The organism is Pseudomonadales bacterium, from assembly GCA_024234435.1.
Classification (GTDB): domain Bacteria; phylum Pseudomonadota; class Gammaproteobacteria; order Pseudomonadales; family Porticoccaceae; genus JACKOF01.
The window spans coordinates 593,258-614,133 of record JACKOF010000001.1; the positions used below are offsets into that span (position 1 = coordinate 593,258).

A 20,876-nucleotide genomic window follows, 5' to 3' on the forward strand; every position below is an offset into this window, starting at 1 on the left:
GCTTAATACCTTAACGTGAGTGTTATGCCGTAGGTTGGGGCTTGTCCTGCGGAAGCCGTGACAACATCCTGAAATGCGAAAACATTGGTACGGTAATATTCGTCAAAAATATTTTTCCCCCAGAGCTGCAGTCGCCATTTGTCATTACTGGCACCGATGCTGGCACTGGCGTTGACAACAGTGTATTCCGGCAGCACGTAGTCAGCTTCATTACCCAGCGTCGCATTGGTTTCACTGCGATAGCTCACGGATATTGCCACATCGGCATTTAGATTGTCACTGATATCAAATTGATAGTTACCACTTAACGATGCCTGCTGCTTTGGTGTCAAAGGCATGGTAGTTCCTGAGTAGTCAAGCAAAGAGCCGTTGCTGTTAAGGCCTTCGTATTCGTCAATTTCTGCGTCCAGATAAGTGAATTCGCCTCTGATCGTTAAGCCATCTAGCGGATAGAAGGTAATATCGGTTTCAAATCCTCTTACGCTGGATTCAGGAATGTTGCCCAGCACATCCAGAAAACCAAAAACAAAATCATCAAGGGTGGTTCTTAGTTGCTTGTCTTTGTAATCGTAATAAAAGACAGCGAAGTTAGCGGCGAGCATACCGTCTAATAAATTCAGTTTTGCGCCAGCCTCGTAGTCCAGTAATGACTCCTGAGTGGCGGGAACATATTGTGCAGTCGTCGCAGCCGCTAGCGCCGGGAAGCTACCAGCCTTGTAACCTTTGGCGATATTAATGTAGTAGAGTGAATCGGCATTTGGCTTCCAGTCTAGTCCGATTTGCCAGGATGTATTCTCTTCGTTAATTTCATCCTGATGTAGCACAGGTATTAGGCTCTCGTTAAACGTAGCACAGGCTCCCTCAGGAATTGGAACACCCAGTAAAAAGCCAAAGAATCCCGCAACATGATTCTCAATATCGTAGGTGCATGCTTCAACTTCCCTGTCTGCTTCGGTATAACGAATACCTCCTTTGATGGTCAGATCGTCGGCGATATCCAGCTCCAGACTGGTAAAAATTGCGTAGTTCTCCATATCCTGATTCGACAGTGAACCTCCCCGGTCGAGCAGGCCGCCGGTGCCGACAGCTATAGTGGCATCAGGATAGATAATGGCAGTGTCTTCATCTGCTTTGTCACTACTGTAATTAGCACCCAGTAACCACCTGAAGGCCTGGTCACTATTATTGGCAATGCGTAACTCCTGAGAAAAGCTGGTGACATCTCCTTTGGTCAAGGTGACATCAAGAGCACGATATGCAAGGCCGTCAAGATCGAATGCTTCGCGGCGCTCGAAATCGATGTAAGAAGTTATAGAAGTAAGCGTAATATCATTACCAAACGTATAGTCCACCCTCAGTGCGGCTTGCTCGAAGCTGTTGTCGCGAAAGTGGTTAGTCTCCCGGGAAAAATCGGTGTCCAGATTATCTTTATCGGCTGTTGGTGAATTCTCAGCCGGGCTGGGGAACGGGTTTTGCGGGCGCCAAGCGACAAACTGTAGTTCCTGCGGCGTGGATTTGTCACTCCATGCGTTCAGGTTAAGCAGCACTGACAAATCATCGGATGGTTGCCAGTCTAATAGTACCCTGCCTGCAAAAGTGTCAGGCCCACCGGTTTTATCTCCGTGAGAGCTGCTTTCTTGCCAGTTGTCGCCATCCTGTAGGCGAATGGCAGCCCGAGCTCTGAGTGTTTCTGTTAGAGGTCCACTCACATAGGCATCACCCAGAAACGTATTGAATCGACCATAAGTGAGGTTTGTGCCCATTTCGAACTCGTCGGTGGGTTTTTTTGCGATAAAGTTAATTGCTCCGCCCGTGGAGTTTTGTCCAAAAAGAATACCCTGCGGGCCTTTCAGAACTTCTACCCGCTCAAGATCAAACCCGGTGTTGGAGGTCATAATTGGGAATGGCAGTGGAACTTCATCCATATAGAGGCTGACAGAGGGGTAAACGCCTAATGTAGCATCCTGCAAGCCCACGCCGCGCAACGAGTAAATAGGGGAGTTGTTGGCACTATTGGCATAACTGAGTCCCGGCACGGCGAGCGACAGATCTTCAAGGTTAACAATATGATCCCTTTGAAGTGAATCGCCACTGAGCGCGCTGATACTCATGCCTACGTCGTTAATTGATTGGCTGCGCTTTTTGGCCGTTACGATAATTTCGTCCAGACGTTTGTAGGTTTGTGGATTTTCTTCAGCAGCGAATGAATGTATTGCAGTCAGGCTGGACGCAACCAATGCGAGAGCGGTACGGGTATAACGAGTGCTAGTGTTCATGATTTTATCCCCATTTATAATAGTTAAATGCTTTTTTTATAATTCGGAGGTCAGGCTACCACCTGCAAATGGCTAGATTAAGATAGCTGTGCGGGATACTCTGTAAAGTCAGGCTTTACAATCAACTATTGATTTGTGCAGGCTCACGCGAAAGAATCATCTCCTTAATAACAACTAATATTGGGTAGTTTAGCTATGCGTGGCTCGGATTTTATGGAGTTAAGGGCTTTTGAGCTGGTTGCGCGTCGAATGAGTTTTTCAAAAGCAGCCGAAGATATTGGTATTTCACGGTCAGCTATTAGTCAGACAATTCAGAGCCTTGAACAAAGGCTGGGAGTGCGGTTACTAAATCGCACGACCAGAAGTGTTGCCTTAACCGACGCTGGTTATGAACTGTTGATGAAGTTGAGTCCGGCAATGATTGAGCTGGTGTCAGCGGTCGATAACCTGGAAAAGTTCCGTGATACACCTGCAGGTAATGTAAAAATTGTGACTTGTCGGTTGGGTGCGCACCTTTACGTTGAACGGATTATTGGTGAATTCACCCAGAAGTATCCTGACATTACATTGGAAATTTCAACCAACGATGAGGCCCCGGATTTAATTACGCATGGTTTTGATGCCGCCATTAGGGAAGAGGGGATGATTGATATGGATTTTATTGCCTTAAAGTTACCTGAAATATGCGGGCTAGGCTTGGTCGCTTCTCCCGATTATGTAAAACAATACGGTTTGCCCAGAACGGTTGCGGATTTGGAACAGCACCGGTGTATTAATGTTCGCCGGTTTGGCCACGGACATCCAAAAACCTGGGAGCTAGCAAATGATGATCAGCATGCTTCAGTGAACTTGATCAAAACTTTAATCGTCAATGATCATGAGCTGGCTGTTGCTGCGGCCGTTCAAGGTGCAGGCGTTGGCTTGGTCCCCGAAACCTATGTAACGGGACACATTGATCGTGGTTTGTTGATGAGCGTGCTTCCTGGTTGGAAGGTACGTTTGCCTAAATTTAGGCTTTGTTATCCGAAGTTAAAACATAAAACCGTGGCGTTCAGTATTTTTTCGGATTTTATTTGTAGCTAATAACAGATAACCTCAGCAGGTGGTCCATCACCTACTGAGGGCTGTGAGGATTAATGGATTTGAGTAACGTTTACCGGTACCCCGTTGGTGACAACGTTTCCAGTCAGGGCGTCCAGACACTGATTACTCAGGATGTTGTTGATATTAACGCCGGGCTGTTGCATGGCTCGTGTTAATTTCATGCCTTCTTTATCATGCCCAAAGCCGTGTGGCAGGCTGATAACCCCAGGCATCATATCGTCGCTAATTTCCAATTGAGCAACGATTTGACCAGTTTCGGTATCCAGTTTGACGTTGTCACCTTCTTGTAACTGTAAGCGATTGGCGTCTTCTGAGTGCATTTGCAGAGTACAGCGGAACTTTCCTTTGATCAGAATATTCACGTTGTGTCCCCAGCTGTTTTGACCTCTGGGTTGGCGTCTTCCTATTAATGTAAATTCGCTAGTTTCCGGTTGTGTTGCGAATAACACCTTAGCCTCTTCCATAAATGCGGGGGGCGCCAGCTCAAGTTTACCGCTTGGTGTGCGAAGCACCTCTGGAAGGCGAGGCTGTAAAGGTCCCAGGTCAAGGCCGTTGGGTTGGGCGATGATTTTCTCCAGCGTAATGCCATCCGGGTTTTTACCGAAACCATCACCGTAAGGGCCGGATCTGAAGCCGGCTTCCATGACCCGGTCAATACCGCGGGCACTGGTGAGCTTGCCGATGGCTTCATTCACGTTGATTCCGTGGGCTATCGAATATTCATCCTGGGCAGCCTGATCAAGAACCGCAGAAATCATCTGGTTTTCCATGGCCAGCAAACCCTCTTCATTCAGTACCTCACCGCCAGCGGCCAGCGAGCAGACTTGCAGGAAGGCATCCCAGTCCGACAGGTAGCCATCGTTCAAATCAAATAGCGCTGGTGAATAGCGTACGACATTGCGCACAGCGTAGTTGACCGAGTAAGCACCGTAAAACGATTTTTCAAAGGTATGAGCGCCGGGCAGAATCACGTCGGCATGGCGAGTGGTTTCGTTAATGTAGATATCAAAGCAGAGCAGGAAATCAAGCTCGGACAATGCATGGTCGAGCTGCTCTGCGCCGGGAGTGCTGGATGCCGGATTACCGCAGATAGTTACCAGGCCTTTGATTTGCCCTTTTCCGGGCGTGGTAATTTCCTCGGCAAGACAGGCGACCGGCAGCTCACCGCACACGGCGGGCATGTTTCTTACCCGAGTGCGGTGGGGTGGGGTCGTGTTGGGTAATCCTATGCCCGGTTGGCCTTGCGCATTGACGCAGAAAGCCGCTGATTTCGGGAACATCATACCACCGGGAATATCCAGTTTACCGGTGATGATGTTAATGACTTCTGTTAGCCAGCTGGTCAGGGTGCCGTGTATCTGCGTAGTCGAGCCTACCCGACCATAGATACCAGCGCGCTCGGTTTTCGCCAGCTTGTGAGCGATACTTTCAATGGTGGCGACGTCGATGCCGCAGTTGTCAGCTATTTGCTGCAGATCAACGGATGCTGCCAGCTGCTCAATTTGCTCGAGGCCATTCAGGTGGGGGTTTGCGACACCCGGATTAGCAAGGTCGTCCCGAAAGATCACGTGCAACAGCCCCAGCAGGAAATAGGGATCCTGGCCGGGACGAATGAAGTGATGCTGATCTGCCACTTTTGCTGTCTCGGTAAAGCGAGGGTCAATGACTTCCAGTTGACCACCTCTACTCTGCATGGCTTTCAGACGTTTTCTGAAGCCTGTCGCCAGCCATAGGCTGCCGTTAGATACCATTGGGTTGGCACCGATCATCAAAATGTAATCACTATTATCGATATCAGGTACAGGATTGGTGTATTCCCAGCCGTACATTTCCTTACAAGTCAATAGCTTAGGTAGGTGGTCCATGGATCCTGCCGTATAGAGGTTCTGTGTGCCCATACATTGCAGCAGCATCTGATAACCGACCATAAAAGGCGTGGTTCCAATAGTGGCATTGCCAATAAAAAGAGACAGGGCTTCGCTGCCGTATTGTGCTTTGATGGCAGCAAACTTTTCTTTAATGACACTAAACGCTTCTTCCCAGCTTGCGGGAACCAGTTCACCATTCTTGCGAACCATTGGTGTTGTGACCCGGTCCGGGTCGTCACGCAGTTCCATTAAAGCAACACCTTTAGGGCAGATATGTCCAAGAGATATTAAATCTTCATCATTGCCGCGAATGGCCACAACGTTATTGTCTTCGACAGTTACTTCCAGGCCGCAGTTTGCTTCGCAAATCGGACATACTCGATAGGCTTTTGTGCAAGTCACAGGAACCTCCTTTATTTTAATTATTTGTTACAGAATAGATTTTATATTCTGTTAAACCCAGCAACAGTGTAAACCCGAATCGCAAGATTGACCATATGGTGTGTTACTTATTCCTGTGTTCATTACTGGAACCGTGTAGTATTATTTGTACCGATCATTCAAAAATAGGGTTTGCAGGAGAAACTCTAATATTGTGGTGGTAAAAACCGGGTCGAATGAGTTACTTATAACGTTAAAAGGATTCAACATGCCAGAGAGAAAATTTGAAATAGATAATGAGGAATACCCCTTTACCAGTCACTGGTTTGAGCGCAACGGAACCCCAATGCATTACCTTGATGAAGGAGAGGGCGTGCCGGTAGTTTTTTGCCACGGTAATCCTACCTGGTCATTTCTTTATCGAAATATCATCAAGGAGCTTTCGGGGGAATGTCGTTGTATTGCGCATGACCTTCCCGGTTTTGGGTTCTCTGAGCATCCCCCTGGATATGGTTATACACCGCAAGAGCATGCGGAGTGGCTTGAGGATTTCTTGATTGGTCACTTGAAGCTGGAGAAGTTTATTCTGGTCGTGCAAGACTGGGGTGGCCCCACAGGTTTAACTGTTGCGACGAAATACCCGGATCGTGTGCTGGGTGTGGTGATCAGTAGTACCTGGGCCTGGAAGGCGAGCGGCACGGGCTATGTATTTTCCAAACTGATGGGCAACCCGTTGGCCAGGCAGTTGATCCTGAAGAAGAATTTTTTTGCCAAGACGCTGGTGCCGAAGTTGCTGGGCGAGGGCAGCAATAATTCAGCGATTAGGCAGGCATACACGGCTCCTTTCCCAACCCCTGATTCCCGGATGGGGACAGCTGAATTTCCAAAGCAGATTACCGCCGCAGCTCCTTGGCTGGAAGAGCTGGAAAGCCGCCTGCACAAACTGAAGGATAAGCCAGTGGAATTTGTTTTTGGGCTTAAAGATCTGATGAGCAAGCCTGCTGATATTGACAAGTGGTTGTCACATTTTCCCGATGCAAATGTGCAAAAAATTCCGGACGCCAATCACTACACCCAGGAAGATTGTCCGGAGAATTACGTGATTGCGGTGCGGAGTATTCTGAAGAAAGTTGCGGAGTAAAATCAGCGCGGGAGTCTGATCGGCAGTTAAACGGCCCGGAACGGGCTGCTTAACTGCCGGTTCGTCTACACCTACCTAGTACTGGGATTCCGGCAGGTTGATAACAACACCATCCATTTCTTCGGTTACTGTTACCTGGCAGGCCAGTCTGCTGTTCTCCTGAGGGTCAACAGCACACTCAAGCATTTGCTGCTCTATCTCAGAAGGCGCTCCGGCCTTTTCTGTCCACGCACTGTCGATGTAGCAATGGCAGGTAGCGCAACTGCAGGCGCCACCGCATTCTGCAAGAATACCGTCGATACCATTATCGATGGCGGCCTGCATAACGCTTGTGCCTGTTTCTACATTCACTTCGAAGTGATTACCTTCGTGGTCATAAAAATTTACGAGTGGCATTTATTTACCCTTAATATGCTAATTTAGTTGTTAAATACTTCTTTAATACTGATGGATTCATCAGCAAGGCGTGCCGGATCAACTGTCTTGATTTCCGTCAGTTGTCTGCGGCACAACATAAACTCTTGGGGCCTGTTGATAGCATCTACGGCGAGCAGTTTTCCATCGAGCAGGTAAAAAGCGGCAAAACTGCGTCCGGTGCTGGTGTCTCCCCGAATGACTACCTGATCATAACCTTGTGAGAGACCTGCAATCTGTAGTTTAAGGTCAAACTGATCTGACCAAAACCACGGTAATGCCCGGTAGGGTTCAAGTTTACCGCAAAGCGTATTGGCTGCTACCTTGGCCTGATCAGTCGCATTCTGTACAGATTCCAGGCGCAGGTGACGGTCATATATCGGATTGTAGTGGAAGGTACAGTCACCTGCGGAGACGATGTCGGGATCGCTGGTCTGTGCGAACTCATTGACGACAATTCCATTGTTAATTTCGAGCCCGGCGGCCTCTGCAAGCTCTGTTTCCGGTATTACGCCAACACCAATGATCACTAAATCGGCTTTCAGGTCTTCACCGCTTCCCAGGCTGACACTTTCTGCATGATGCTCACCGTTAATGGATTGAACCGCAGCTTCCGTTATGATCCTTACGCCTTCTTCCGTATGAACGCGGGTGTAGAACGCAGAGATTTCTTCGGTGGTGACCCGTTGCAATACTCGTGGCATGGCTTCTAAAACAGTGACTTCCATACCCATTTTCCGCAGTGACGCAGCTGTTTCGAGGCCAATGTAACCACCACCAATAATGACGGCCGACTTGCCTGTTCCCACAAAATGCTTGATCTGACTAACATCGCCCATATCGCGAAGATAATGAACGCCATCCAGATTGCTGCCAGGAATGTCTATTTTTCTGACTTTGGCGCCTGTTGTCAGCGCCAGTTTTGTGTAAGGAATTTTACCGCCATCATGCAGGATAACCTGTCTGTTTTTTCGGTCAATTTCGGTCACAGAAGAGCCGAGTAACAGATCGATATTATTCTTTTCGTAAAACTGGGGTGGTCTTATCTGCAGTTGTTCAAGGGTAGAGCTGCCATCCAGATACGCCTTTGACAGGGGCGGGCGATGGTAAGGTGGGAAGGGGTCGGCACTGATAATAGTGATTTTCCCGTTCCAACCTCCTTGGCGCAGGCTTGGTGCGAGCTGGGCGGCGGCATGGCTGCCTCCAATAATTACACAATGATTCTCAGTCATATCTCCAGACATGGTTATCTCCTCTCAATCGGCCACAAGGTTGCTGTTTTATTTGAATATTAATCTACACGAGGTGAGATCTGGGCCAAAAATAATTATCCCGTTAGGATAACGTAGTTGGCCGAAAAAGGGCATCATTTCTTCAACAGATGTGGTGAAAACCGGATCGGTAACTTGTTTCGGACCGGACGCTGGACAGCCCACATGAAATTAGCTGTCCAGCCACGATGTCAGTGGGCGTTTGGTACAACGCCCACCTGTGGCATCTCCGCCAAACCAATATCTCTGGCGTGTTGCTCAAAGCCCTTGTTACGCCAGAAAAAGGCTCCGGGCATTGTTGTGGGAATCACCAGTACATAAAACAGTGCACGACCGACAAGGCTGCAAAAGGTCAGGGTCAGACAGGCAGCCGCCCATGTAACCAGTATCCATGGCGACAGTGACCAGCTCGCCGGTACAGCGGTTAATAGCATCAGTGCTGTTACCAGAGTCAGCCCCAGCAAGATATTTCTTAACAGGTAGCTTTTACCGAAAGTTGTTGTCTGTACATAGTGTGAAGCAGCACCTTCGTGTTCGGCTGCGCGCATGTCTTTGGCGTGGAAAGTCAGACCCAACAGCTCCAGAGCGATGCCCGCGGCAAGCAGGGTGCCAAGTGCTTTCAGGGCGACACTATAATCAGTGTCCAGAGCTATCATGGTGGGAACCGTAATCAGCATACTGACCGCAGATCCCAGAGAAAGGCTGCTGCCAAAGAAGCTGCTAGCCACTTGCCAGTGATTCCAGAATGGACGTGCAGGTATGCGGTAGCAGCGGTTCATATAGTAGAGACCTGCTGTAGCAGAGAGGATGGCAATATAGCCGCAGATGGCGGAGGGCGTACCAAAAATTGTGGGGCTAAGTGCACCACCCGTTAAGCTCTGGAACAGATTGTTACCGGGCAGACTGAGCAGTGCGTGCAAGCATAGGAATCCCATAAACCCGGCAATTCCCAAACCTTCACGGCAAACGGGGGAATGGCGCAGGTTATTGAAACCCCGGTAAAAACGCAGCGGTTTGCCCAGGTGAAGGGTGGACATAAACAGTCCAAAGCCGGTCATTGCCAGACAAAGTAGAACGAAGGGAACATAAAGACTGCTTTGAGCAAACTGGGTAATACCATCCAACTGGAATTGCTGCCCCAGGAAAATAAAGCTAAAAGCACCAATCGCTGCCTGCGATAACAATGTAAAAAGCACCAGCGGATTTTCGCGGGAACTCAGCTTCAGCAGGTTCCAGTGCCGGACTTTGCCATTCTTCTGATCGACCCGAGGCTTGTAAATGCCATCCTGTTCCCGGTGATATTTTACCGGCATGGAGTCGGTACGCTTCATTTCCTCAGGCAATTCTCTGGTTTGCTGGAAGCGGATGTTGGGATGCGTGATAGAGGGGTCTGGAAACCCAGGGATAGATATTTTTGCTTCTTCCCGGTTTTCAGGAATATTTTCTACTACGCCAAAGTCGAGAGCATTGCCTACGCAGGCAGAAACACAGGCGGGCTTGAGGCCTACTTCGAGGCGGTCTACGCACATATTGCACTTTGATACCTGACCCATGATCGGGTCCAGTTGCGGTGCGTTGTAGGGGCATACCCAGGTGCAGTAGCCGCAACCAAAGCAGGTGTCCGGGTCCTGTAGAACGGCACCGTATTCCGCATGTTTGGTGTAGGCACGGGTAGGGCAGCCTTTCAGGCAGACTGGATCGTCACAGTGGTTACAGGCCATGGAAATGTTCATGCGCTGATAATCAGGATAACTACCGCCTTCTACGTAACCCACGGACCTGAATGACAGATGTGCCGGGGTCTCATTTTTCTCCGCACAGGCAGATTCACAGGCGTGACAGCCGATGCAGTTGTCTGCGGTAAAGAAGAATGCATGCTGCTTGTTGCGGTTTGGATTACAGCCGACTTCCGGATTTTCATTAATGTACATCGAGCGGTTTTCAGGGGCTGTGTGCTCAGTCAGCTCAATCAGGTCAATTTTTTGGCCATAACGGTTTGTATCCGCGACAACCGGATCGTTCAGGAATGCATAGGGCTGTTCTTCCGTGCGGATTTCCCAGTGTTTGACGCCGGTATTCCTGGCGGCGTTATCGATATGTTTGAAGACAGTTTCGTTATTCATTTAAAAAGTCCTCCGCTCCAGATTCAGTTGGGCAGCTTCAGCCTGGTCAACCTGCTCGATACGCACAGCGCACTGTTTAAAGGCGGGTTGACGGGAGTGTGGGTCAAGCAACCCGAGGGTCAGACGGTTGACACAATCGTGGAAGTGAAAAGGGATAAACACCATATTGCGCGGTACGCGATGTGTCAGTTGAGCCAGCACCACGGCATCCCCGCGTCTGGAAACGAGCCGCACATAGGTTTGATGGCCAATACCAAGTTCTTCAGCTGCGTCCGGGTTGATTTCCATATAGGGTGTTGGACTGAATTTGTTGCAGTTGCCAATTTTTCCGGTGCGGGTTCGCGTGTGGAAGTGCTCAACCACACGACCGCTATTGCACCAGAAAGGGTAATCGTTATCCGGTTTCTCGTTATTGTCGCGGAAGATAATAGGAATCAGGTTGGCCTTGCCATCCGCGGTTTGGAATTTGCCATCGGTATAAAGTCTGGGATCACCCTTTAACCCCTCTGAATTTTCACGATAGGGCCACTGAATTCCCCGAGCCTTTTCTATTTTTTCGTAACTCATGCCCGATATATCGAGGGTTCTCGAGTCGCCGCGGGAGAGGTACTTCATTTCATCAAACGCCTCTTCAGGCGTATTGGGAAAATGAATAATATCGCCATTATCGAAGCGCTTGCTCATCTGATTGAAAATCCAGAAATCAGTTTTCGAATTCTTATAAGGCTTGATAACGTTGCGAATAAGGTTTACCCGACGTTCGGTATTCGTGTGGCAACCTTCTTTTTCTGCCCAGACAGCGGCAGGAAAGAATACGTGAGCGTAATCATTGGTTTCCACATCGCTGTAGGAGTCCTGAACAATCAGAAAGTCCAGTTTTTCAAACATTTTGCGGATGCGTGGCTGATTGGGCATTGAGGTAAGGGGGTTGGTGGCGACCAGCCAGAGCCCCTTGATTTGCCCTGACTCAATTGCCGGAAAGATATCGGTTTGCGCCAGTCCCCGTTGTTTCGGGAAAAATTCGGGGTCGATGCCCCAGAATTTACCGATTTCCTCTCTGTGTTCGGGTTTTTCCAGCAAACGGTAACCGGGCAGACCTGAGCAGGATGACCACTCGCGGGTGCCCATGGCGTTGCACTGGCCGGTGATGGAAAGGCTGGTGCCGCCGGGCTTGCCGATATTGCCTGTAATCAGGTTGAGGTTGTTGATGTCGACTACGCCATCTGATCCGTGGGTGCTCTGATTGATACCCATGGTCCAGATTGACATTGCCGCAGGTGCTTTGGCATAAAGTCTGGCGACATGGCGGATCATATCCTCATCGATACCGCAAATATGCTGTGCTTTGATCGGGTCATAGTCGGCAACAGCTTCTTTCAATGCTTCAAAACCGTTGGTGTACGCGTCGATATAGGCTTGATCCTGAAGGCCTTCCGAGATAATAACGTACAGCATGGCATTGATCAGGACGCAATCTGTGCCCGGTGTTATGGGCAAATGAATATCGGCAAACTGTGCCAGCATGGTGACACGGGGATCAATCACAATCAGTGGGAAGTGTCGTTTTTCACGTGCTTCCTTGAGGCGCCAGTAAATGATCGGATGCTGTTCAGGCAAATTTGAGCCAAAGGCCATTAAACACTCAGTGTGTTCAAAATCGTCATAACAGCCGGGCGGACCGTCCGAGCCAAACGAACGTTTGTAGCCGGATACGGCTGAAGCCATGCAAAGCGTGGTATTGCCGTCGTAATTATTGGTACCAATACAGCCACGTACCAGTTTGCCAAGTGTATAGAACTCTTCGGTTAGTAATTGCCCGGTAGAAACCACAGCGAACGAATCGCGACCGTATTTTTGTTGAATGCTTTTGATATTGTCCGCAGCAAAATCCAGCGCACTGTCCCAGTCCGTGGGCTGAAATGGATCATGATAGCGCTTACGCATCAGCGGCTGATCGCCACGCCCGTCGGATTGAAAGAGCTCGTGCTCGAGAATGCCCTTGATACAGAGCTTGCCGCGGTTTACGTCGGCTCCGGCATGGCCGCGGCTAGTGATGACTTTCCCTTCCCGGTCCAGGCCAATCTCTATTGAACAACCGGTAGAGCAATAGTTACAGGTAGTGTATTTCCATTCCTTTACCGGCTTGGCTGGGATGACGATGGGCTTGCGCTTTGTACGACCAAACAGCATAAAATTCTCGTCGTTTTATACAAAAGGTAGCTTTCCGAAGAAAGCCGATTAAGCAGCAATCAGAACCTGGTCATTTTCAATACGCAGTTGGAACACCGTTGCAGGGTGTTCTGCATCTTCCAGGCATTCACCTGTGACCAGGTTAAAGTGTTGCTTGTACAGTGGTGATGCAACGACCAGGTTGCCATCGACATCTCCGACAATCCCTCGGGACAACACATTGGCTTTCCCTATGGGATCCCAGTTACTCAGCCCGTATACCTGCGGGGTTTCCTCCGGCAGATAGAAAATGGCAATTTGAGTGTCATCAAAAAGGGCGCAGACACCGGAGCCCTCAACCAGATCATTCTTTCCACACAGCGGTAGCCAGGTGGCTTTTTCAAAATTGGACATGTTTTACTCCTTTGCTGCTTTCCCCTGCCTCAGCTCGTCGGCAGGTGAAAGCAATCACGCAGATTTTGCTATCAGTTCAAGACGATCTTCTTCGTTGGCCGGGCGGGGTTGGCCGCGTTCTTCAACAAAAATCACATTCTCGTCCTTGGCATCCGGCGCGTTAACAAACTGGCGGAAGCGCTTGAGTTTCTCTTCGTCTGAAATGGTGGTTTTCCATTCGCATTGGTACGTGTCCACAACAGCGGCCATCTGTGCTTCCAGCTCGGCTGCGATGCCAAGACTGTCCTCGATGACCACCTGTTTCAGGTATTCCAGACCACCTTCCAGATTGTCCAGCCAGACGGAGGTGCGCTGCAGACGGTCAGCCGTATTGACATAGAACATCAGGAAGCGGTCGATGTACTTGATGAGGGTTTCGTCATCCAGGTCAGTTGCAAACAGATCCGCGTGGCGTGGACGCATGCCGCCATTGCCACACACGTAGAGGTTCCAGCCATTTTCTGTGGCAATGACGCCAAAATCTTTTGATTGTGCTTCTGCACACTCACGGGTACAGCCGGAAACGGCTGACTTCAGTTTGTGAGGTGAGCGCAACCCCTTGTAGCGGTTTTCTACCAGTAGGGCCATACTGACACTATCCTGCACACCGTAGCGACACCAGGTGCTGCCAACACAGGATTTCACAGTCCTTAAAGCCTTGCCGTAGGCGTGGCCTGTTTCGAATCCAGCAGCAATCAGTTCAGCCCAGATATCAGGCAATTCATTCATGCGTGCGCCGAAGAGGTCAACGCGTTGTCCGCCGGTAATCTTGGTGTAGAGATTGTATTTTTTGGCGACTTCGCCCAGGACAATCAATTTGTCTGGCGTAATTTCGCCACCCGGAATCCTCGGGACTACCGAGTAAGTGCCATCTTTTTGCATATTGGCAAGGAACGTATCATTGGTATCCTGCAGGCCAACATGTGGTTTTTCCAGTACGTAGTCGTTCCATAGTGAGGCCAGAATCGAACCAACTGCCGGTTTGCAAATGTCGCAGCCGCGGCCCTGACCGTGGCCTTTGATCAGCTCGCCAAAGGTATGAATTTTTTCCACTTTACAGATATGGAACAGTTCCTGACGGGTGTGGTTAAAGTGCTCGCAAATAGAGGTGTTCACCTCCATTCCCCGGGCGGCCATTTCGTCATCAACCACGTTTTTCAAAAGGGCTGCACAGCCGCCACAGCCAGTGCTGGCCTGAGTTGCCCCCTTTACATCACCAACAGAGCAACAACCGCCTTCAATGGCTTCAACGATATCGCCTTTGCTGACATTCAGGCATGAGCAGATAGTAGCGGTCATTGGTAATGCCGCTGCGCCCAGAGCCGGTACTCCACCGGCTGAATCAGGCAGGATCATTGACTCCGGGTGTTCGGGCAGGTCAATCGCGTTCAGGTAATACTGCAGCAAGGTGTCATATTCCGAGCAGTCGCCCACAAGAACGGCGCCGAGCAGTTTCTGGCCGGTGGTATCGACAATAATACGTTTGTAAATTTCTTTGCTCTCATCGCTGAACGTGTAGGCAACGGAACCCTCGGTGTTGCCATGGGAATCACCGATAGAACCCACATCCATACCCAGCAGTTTCAGCTTGGTGCTCATATCTGCACCGCGGAAAGACTCTTTCTCTTCGGTGAGCTGTGTTACGGCCGCTTCAGCCATCCGGTAACCGGGGGCTACCAAGCCAAAAATACGATTGCCCAGTAAGGCGCACTCGCCAATGGCGAAAATATCGGAGTCACTGGTTTTACAGTGATAATCGATAACGATACCGCCGCGCTCGCCAATCTCCAGCCCTGCCTCCCTTGCAAGCTGATCTGAAGGGCGAATACCGGCAGAAAAAACGATCATGTCAGTTTCGAGGTGTTCGCCATCGGCAAAGTTCATGCGGAAACGGCACGATTCACCTTTGCTAATAGTTTGAGTAGCTTTACTGGTGTGTACGTGAACGCCGATACCATCAATCTTGCGGCGCAACATTTTGCTGCCGCCTTCATCGAGCTGCACACCCATCAGTCCCGGAGCAAACTCGACAACGTGGGTCTCAAGGCCAAGATTTTGCAACGCATTGGCACACTCCAGTCCCAGCAAGCCGCCGCCAACCACAACGCCAACCTTGGAAGATTTTGCAGCAGCATTGATTTCGCCGAGGTCATCAATAGTGCGATATGTCAGGCAGCCTTCATCTTTGGCACCAGGGATCGGTGGAACAAAGGGGTAAGATCCTGTGGCAAGCACCAGCTTGTCGTAGGAGAAGGAACGGCCAGAGTCGGTGAGGACTATTTTTTTCTCACGGTCTATTTTTACTGCCGCATCGCCGAAGTGGGCGTCTACACCATTTTCCTTGTAAAACTCACGGCTGGTCAGCGCCAGCTCTTCAGGCTTTTTACCGGCAAAATATTCTGAAAGGTGTACCCGGTCATAGGCAGGGCGAGGTTCCTCGCCGATCACAGTGATTTTGACGTCAAGTGACGCTTGTAACAGGCGGTCCACATAGTGGTGACCAACCATTCCATTTCCGACTACAACAATATTTGTTAACGACATAAAAATTAAAACCTCATTTCTTACCTGGTATCCCTATGAATTCTGCGTCATCCTGACCTTATCTGATAAGGATTTTGCAAGTTCTATGCCAATGATAGCGAGTGGTTGGGAAACTCCTTTTTTATTAAGGGGAAGATGAAGATTTTGAAAATCAGGGTGAGCAATAAAACCAGAGAGAAACGGACATCGAGCGCCTTGCTTGCGCCAATTTGGTGCGTTGATTTGGCCGGGAGTGTGAGAATGCGCTGTATTTGTGCGGTTTGTTATTTGCTGAATAACAAATAAGCCAGTATCAGGTTTCCGATCAACAGTATGCCGCTCAGTATCTTCCAGAATTTTAAAGGGTTTCTGTACGCGAGGGGCAACGCCTGTGAATGTGCGTAAACGGGGTTTGGCTGTTTGATATCCTGAACGAATTCGGAGAGAGCATCGTAGCGGTGTCGAGGGTCAAAGCTGAGAGCTTTCCTGATGGCGCAGTCCATCCAGACAGGCACCAGCGGGTTGTGTTGATAGCTCGGGGTATATTGAAGTCGTGAAAAGTCCTGTTCAGTTGAGGCTCGCTGATAAGCATTGCCAAAAGGATGTTTACCGGTGAGCAGTTCATACATCAGCAGAGCCAGTGAAAACTGGTCACTGCGTTGAGAAACGGGTGCATGGAGCTTGTATTCAGGGGCGCAATAATTCAGCGTGCCGAGAATATCCTGCCGCTCAATGGAGGTATCTATTTCGCTGATGCCAGCAATAAAAGTAGAGCCGAAATCAATGATTTTTACCGCTTCATCGGTATAGATAATGTTGTCAGGCTTGATGTCCTGGTGAAGCGTATCCTTGCGGTGAAAAGCCCGCAGGCCGGAAGCGATTTGAGTGATAATATTGCGCACATCCGTAACCGGTAATCGGGTTCTTTCCTTAACCAGTTGGGTCAACGTCGGGCCCGGAATATACTCGGTTAAATAATACAGATAACGCCGCTGAGAAGTGCTGTTGATTACCTTCACTACATTCGCGCTATGGATACGACTGCCTATCCACTCCTCCAGCATGAACCGCTCGATATAAGCCGGATCATCTTCATAGTTCGTCGACGGTGTTTTCATGATTGCTCTGGTGTTGTCTTCCAGATTTTCAACCAGGTATATTTCACTTCGGCTGGTGGCCTGAATTTCCCGAATAACGCGCCAGTTATCAATTATCTGATTTGTGCTGAGTGGCGGAGGGAATGGAAGCTCCGTTAGTTTGCCGAGCACATCCTGCCGCTCTTCCTGGCCGAGACTGTTGACAACAATCAGCTGGGCGCTGAGGTTGTCATTGCTGCCCCTAGCGAGAGCTTGCTCTGTAATGGCCTTGCAAACGGTTTCACAGCCTTGATCGCTCTCTAACAGCTTTTCCAGTTCCTGCCTGTTGAGCCAGTCATGTACGCCATCGGTGGTGAGCAGATAACGATCACCGGCTTCAACCTGAAGCTGCTGAAAATCCACATCCAGGCGAGTATCTATACCCAGAGCCCGTCCCAGATAACGCTGACCATTTCCTGCAGGGCTGGCGTGATCGCGGGTCAGTTGCTCCAACTGCCCGCTCCGCAAGCGATAAATACGGCTATCGCCAACGTGGAAAATATAGGCGCTGGCGGATTTGAGGATGAGTGCGCTGAACGTGGTGATAAAGCCTTTTTCGGCGCTGGTGTATTTTTGACCCTGGCTGTAGAGCCAACGGTTGAGGGCTATCAGTATTTTTAGTCCGGAAGTCTGTACCGACCAGGAGCGGTGGGTGGAATAATAATCGGACAGAAAAGAGGTGACAGCTGTTTCGCTGGCCTCTTTCCCGCCTTCTGCTGCACTGACGCCATCCGCGATCACGGCCACGGCTCCTTTGGTCACCAGCGAGCTGTCTTCTGGAATGCGGATGCCAATGGCATCCTCATTACAGGGCTTTACGCCAGCTGTGGAGTACTGGCCAACCTGCAAGTCCAACCCGGTGCTCAGATGATCAAGGTGCATAGCCGATGGTTATCCGTTAGCCGACTTCAATTAACTCAACACTGCCATCCGGAAGTGTTTCGGTGATATGGCCTTTGGGCTCAGTCAGCATTTGACAGAGGCCGAATACCAGCACGGATGATGCGGCAATAATCATAAAGAAAGTTGATGCATCCACAAACGTGTAAATGGTCAGGTAGGTAACGGCTCCGACATTACCAAAGGCGCCAGCCATTCCTGCTATTTGTCCGGTCATGCGGCGCTTGATCAGAGGTACAATAGCAAATACGGCACCTTCACCTGCCTGCACGAAAAAGGAGCAAAACATAACGGCGATGACTGCCAGTGCAATTGGCCAGCTACCATTAATTTGTGACAGGATAAGATAGCCAACGGCCAGACCAATTATTAATAAGGAAAGAGACTTGCGGCGACCAAACTTGTCACTGAACCATCCACCACTTGGGCGAGCCACCAGGTTCATAAATGCAAACGCAGCGCCTAGTGCTCCTGCGGCTGCGAGAGAAAGGCCTTCAAACGTGTCGAGGAAAAAACCGGGCAGCATGGATACAACGGCTAATTCAGAGCCGAATGTCACGAAGTAAGCCCAATCCAGTACAGCCACCTGTTTAAATTCATATTTGTCCGATTCTGGTGCACCGTGTTTAAGCATCTCCCGGTTCACTTTGTAAATTTGGGAAAACTGAAATACAAACAATACCACAAACATTATATAAAGCAGGTTAGCTGTGCCTTCGGTTAGTAGCGCAGTGCCGCTTGGTGAAAGCTTCCAGACCAGTACTGACAAGATAGCGTACATAGGGATGTTCATCGCCACATATAACCAGAAATCTTTTACGCTGGTTACCTCAAGCCCGCCTGTTCTCTTGGGTTTGAAATAGGTTGATCCCTGCGGTGTGTTGCGAGCACGCAGCGCGTAGACAATGCCGTAGAAAAAAGCGAACACGCCGGTCAAGGCGATGGCATAGCGCCAGCCATCTTCACCGCCAAAAACGGCGACGGCGATGGTGGGCAGTGTGAATGCCGCTGCGGATGAACCAAAGTTACCCCAGCCGCCGTAGATACCTTGTGCCAGACCTACAGATTTGGCCGGGAACCATTCACCCACCATGCGAATACCAATCACAAAACCGGCACCCACAAAACCCAGCAGAAAACGCATAAGCGCCAGCTGTTCATAGGTTTGTGCGCAGGCAAAGCCGACACAGAGTACGCCCGAAATCATGAGCAAGCTGGAATAGATTACGCGAGGGCCAAACCGGTCTACCAGTATGCCAATAACGATGCGCGCCGGTATCGTCAGTGCAACGTTCAACGTCAGCAGCGCTTTCCATTGGGCAATGGTCAGATCAAAAGTTTCCATGATCAATGGTTTTAAGGGGGCGTGGCTGAACCACACGACGAAACTGAGAAAAAATGCAAACCACGTTAGATGCAGCGTGCGGATTTTGGGATCCTTCAAATCGTACAGCTTGATACTCGACGACACGGGTGTTCTCCTAAAAGTTAATGCTTGTGACGCGCTTAAAAGCAATAACTGTACCAATGCGGCTGCTTGTATCGAAACTGCCTTGAAGAACAGTGAAACAGGCTGTCAGAGAGGTCTATGAAAAAGATCGGTCAATAAATACCCCATTGTGGTTTACTGGTTGATGCACCATAAAGGGTCTTTTGTGGCGTGGCGTGCACCAAAAATTATGGCAAGCGTTTAAAAAGAAAAAACAGGGGCGGCAGATAAACAATTCTGTGGCGGTTGCTCCGGTGGTTTGGTGCAGAGCTGGTGATGTGACAGTTAGAACTCACCAACTCTGGTCACGAGAAAAGTTTTTGACCAGAGTTGGTGCAAGCTGTTAGTTGGTGATTAGTTAAATCTCGGTGTTCTCAATCAGGATTGCCGAGCCCTGACCACCGCCAACACATGCCGATGCAATACCATAACGCAGGCCCGAACGCTTCAATTCACGAGCCAGTGTCAGTGTGCAGCGAACCCCTGTAGCCGCCAGGGGGTGACCATAAGCGATAGCGCCGCCATTAACGTTGACCTTATCGAGATCCAGCTTCAGCTCACGGCCAACCGCCAGTAGTTGTGCGCCAAATGCTTCATTGATTTCAAAGCGGTCGATATCGGCAATATTCAGACCAGCTAATTCGAGTACGTGGCGAATAGCGGGCACCGGGCCGATACCCATATAGTGAGGATCGACGCCAGCAGCAGAGGCCGCCAGAACACGTGCCAGAGGCTTAGACTGTTTTGCTGCCACATAATCGCTGTTGGCAATAACCAGGGCCGCTGCGCCGTCAACGATACCGGAGCTGTTTCCTGCCGTTTGTACACCATCCTTTTTAAAAGTGGCTCGCAATTTGGATAATGTTTCCAGGCTGGTGTCGCGAGCATGCTCATCATCGGAAAAGCTTTCAACACCGCGAGGCAGTTTTAACTGGCGGGCTTTCATGCCTTCAAGCTCAAATATCTCATTGCTTAAGGGAGCAATTTCATCTGAGAGGTAGCCCGACTTTTTGGCTTCCTGCGCGCGTGCAAAACTCATGGCAGCGAAGGCATCGACATCTTCGCGGCTAATACCGTACTGTTCAGCCAGATTTTCAGCAGTAATGCCCATAGGAATACCGGCACCTGTGTCATACAGTGATTCAATCAGGTAGTCGCGGAAATCCACCTGTCCCAGTTTGAATCCGCCACGGCTGGTAAAATTGGCAACCGGGTTGCGAGACATGGACTCTGCCCCAACGGCGAGAACGCAGCGGGCTTTTCCCAACTGCAAGAAGTCTGAGGCCTGGGTAACAAGCTCAAAGCCGGAACCGCAGAGCCGCTGCAGTTGCATGACCGGTACGTGCTGGCCGACACCTGAGTACAGGCTAATGTGCCTGGGTAGGTAAAAAGCATCGAAATCGGAAGGTGCCAGGCTGGCGGTAAATACGTTGTCGATGTCCACGCTGCTCACAGCACCTTTATTAAACAGTGCTTTGGTCACAGCGATTCCCAGGTCAGTGGCTGAAATGTCAGCCAAAGTGCCGCTAAATGCACCAAAACCGGTCCGGCAGCCATCGACTAACCATGCATCATCGTAGGCTATGCCTACAGCTTGTTTTTCATTTGAGCTCATTAAGTTAATCCTG

Annotated in this window: 13 protein-coding genes; 2 read left to right on the forward strand and 11 right to left on the reverse strand. The window is 49.9% G+C overall.

Going from position 1 to position 20,876, the window contains the following annotated elements; translation table 11 throughout:
- Window positions 1-2 precede the first annotated feature (2 nt).
- The gene (locus tag H7A02_02780; protein MCP5171184.1) at window positions 3-2,276 is read right to left on the reverse strand and encodes a TonB-dependent receptor; all 2,274 of its coding nucleotides are present in this window, start codon (window positions 2,274-2,276) and stop codon (window positions 3-5) included.
- A gap of 195 nt (window positions 2,277-2,471) precedes the next feature.
- Here H7A02_02780 and H7A02_02785 point away from each other — a divergent pair, with 195 nt between their 5' ends.
- On the forward strand, window positions 2,472-3,359 hold the full coding sequence (locus H7A02_02785; protein ID MCP5171185.1) for a LysR family transcriptional regulator: 888 nt from the start codon (window positions 2,472-2,474) through the stop codon (window positions 3,357-3,359).
- A 50-nt stretch (window positions 3,360-3,409) separates the two neighbouring features.
- Here H7A02_02785 and H7A02_02790 read toward each other — a convergent pair whose 3' ends face one another.
- Window positions 3,410-5,650: a molybdopterin-dependent oxidoreductase gene (locus H7A02_02790; protein ID MCP5171186.1), complete on the reverse strand. Its 2,241-nt coding sequence runs from the start codon at window positions 5,648-5,650 to the stop codon at window positions 3,410-3,412.
- 247 nt (window positions 5,651-5,897) lie between these two features.
- On the opposite strand from H7A02_02790, the gene H7A02_02795 reads away from it, so the two are divergent.
- Entirely contained in the window at window positions 5,898-6,770 is an 873-nt protein-coding gene (locus tag H7A02_02795) for an alpha/beta fold hydrolase (protein MCP5171187.1), read from the forward strand.
- A gap of 75 nt (window positions 6,771-6,845) precedes the next feature.
- Here H7A02_02795 and H7A02_02800 read toward each other — a convergent pair whose 3' ends face one another.
- The 9 genes from H7A02_02800 to H7A02_02840 all read right to left on the reverse strand — a co-directional run bounded on the left by H7A02_02800 (window position 6,846) and on the right by H7A02_02840 (window position 20,863).
- Window positions 6,846-7,166, reverse strand: coding sequence for a 2Fe-2S iron-sulfur cluster binding domain-containing protein (locus H7A02_02800; GenBank protein MCP5171188.1), 321 nt, complete (start codon window positions 7,164-7,166; stop codon window positions 6,846-6,848).
- 23 nt (window positions 7,167-7,189) lie between these two features.
- Entirely contained in the window at window positions 7,190-8,416 is a 1,227-nt protein-coding gene (locus H7A02_02805; protein MCP5171189.1) for an NAD(P)/FAD-dependent oxidoreductase, read from the reverse strand.
- Window positions 8,417-8,646: 230 nt separating this feature from the next.
- Complete coding sequence (locus H7A02_02810) at window positions 8,647-10,578, reverse strand: dimethyl sulfoxide reductase anchor subunit (GenBank protein ID MCP5171190.1); 1,932 nt, start codon at window positions 10,576-10,578, stop codon at window positions 8,647-8,649.
- The gene (locus H7A02_02815; protein ID MCP5171191.1) at window positions 10,579-12,768 is read right to left on the reverse strand and encodes a nitrate reductase; all 2,190 of its coding nucleotides are present in this window, start codon (window positions 12,766-12,768) and stop codon (window positions 10,579-10,581) included.
- 48 nt (window positions 12,769-12,816) lie between these two features.
- Window positions 12,817-13,161 carry a nitrite reductase small subunit NirD gene (gene nirD / locus H7A02_02820; GenBank protein MCP5171192.1) on the reverse strand — a complete coding sequence of 115 codons (345 nt, stop codon included), beginning with the start codon at window positions 13,159-13,161 and terminating at the stop codon, window positions 12,817-12,819.
- Between the two features lie 54 nt (window positions 13,162-13,215).
- On the reverse strand, window positions 13,216-15,744 hold the full coding sequence (gene nirB, locus H7A02_02825) for a nitrite reductase large subunit (GenBank protein MCP5171193.1): 2,529 nt from the start codon (window positions 15,742-15,744) through the stop codon (window positions 13,216-13,218).
- 263 nt (window positions 15,745-16,007) lie between these two features.
- Entirely contained in the window at window positions 16,008-17,741 is a 1,734-nt protein-coding gene (locus H7A02_02830) for a bifunctional protein-serine/threonine kinase/phosphatase (GenBank protein MCP5171194.1), read from the reverse strand.
- 16 nt (window positions 17,742-17,757) lie between these two features.
- The gene (locus tag H7A02_02835) at window positions 17,758-19,230 is read right to left on the reverse strand and encodes a NarK family nitrate/nitrite MFS transporter (protein ID MCP5171195.1); all 1,473 of its coding nucleotides are present in this window, start codon (window positions 19,228-19,230) and stop codon (window positions 17,758-17,760) included.
- Between the two features lie 376 nt (window positions 19,231-19,606).
- On the reverse strand, window positions 19,607-20,863 hold the full coding sequence (locus tag H7A02_02840; GenBank protein ID MCP5171196.1) for a thiolase family protein: 1,257 nt from the start codon (window positions 20,861-20,863) through the stop codon (window positions 19,607-19,609).
- Window positions 20,864-20,876 lie beyond the last annotated feature (13 nt).

Excerpts from the sequence above, each read along its gene's own strand:
- H7A02_02830 (MCP5171194.1), bottom strand. The coding sequence starts at position 17,741 with ATGCACCTTGATCATCTGAGCACCGGGTTGGACTTGCAGGTTGGCCAG.
- H7A02_02840 (MCP5171196.1), bottom strand. The coding sequence starts at position 20,863 with ATGAGCTCAAATGAAAAACAAGCTGTAGGCATAGCCTACGATGATGCA.
- H7A02_02810 (MCP5171190.1), bottom strand. The coding sequence starts at position 10,578 with ATGAATAACGAAACTGTCTTCAAACATATCGATAACGCCGCCAGGAAT.
- H7A02_02795 (MCP5171187.1), top strand. The coding sequence starts at position 5,898 with ATGCCAGAGAGAAAATTTGAAATAGATAATGAGGAATACCCCTTTACC.
- nirB (MCP5171193.1), bottom strand. The coding sequence starts at position 15,744 with ATGTCGTTAACAAATATTGTTGTAGTCGGAAATGGAATGGTTGGTCAC.
- H7A02_02805 (MCP5171189.1), bottom strand. The coding sequence starts at position 8,416 with ATGACTGAGAATCATTGTGTAATTATTGGAGGCAGCCATGCCGCCGCC.
- H7A02_02800 (MCP5171188.1), bottom strand. The coding sequence starts at position 7,166 with ATGCCACTCGTAAATTTTTATGACCACGAAGGTAATCACTTCGAAGTG.
- H7A02_02815 (MCP5171191.1), bottom strand. The coding sequence starts at position 12,768 with ATGCTGTTTGGTCGTACAAAGCGCAAGCCCATCGTCATCCCAGCCAAG.
- H7A02_02785 (MCP5171185.1), top strand. The coding sequence starts at position 2,472 with ATGCGTGGCTCGGATTTTATGGAGTTAAGGGCTTTTGAGCTGGTTGCG.
- H7A02_02780 (MCP5171184.1), bottom strand. The coding sequence starts at position 2,276 with ATGAACACTAGCACTCGTTATACCCGTACCGCTCTCGCATTGGTTGCG.
- nirD (MCP5171192.1), bottom strand. The coding sequence starts at position 13,161 with ATGTCCAATTTTGAAAAAGCCACCTGGCTACCGCTGTGTGGAAAGAAT.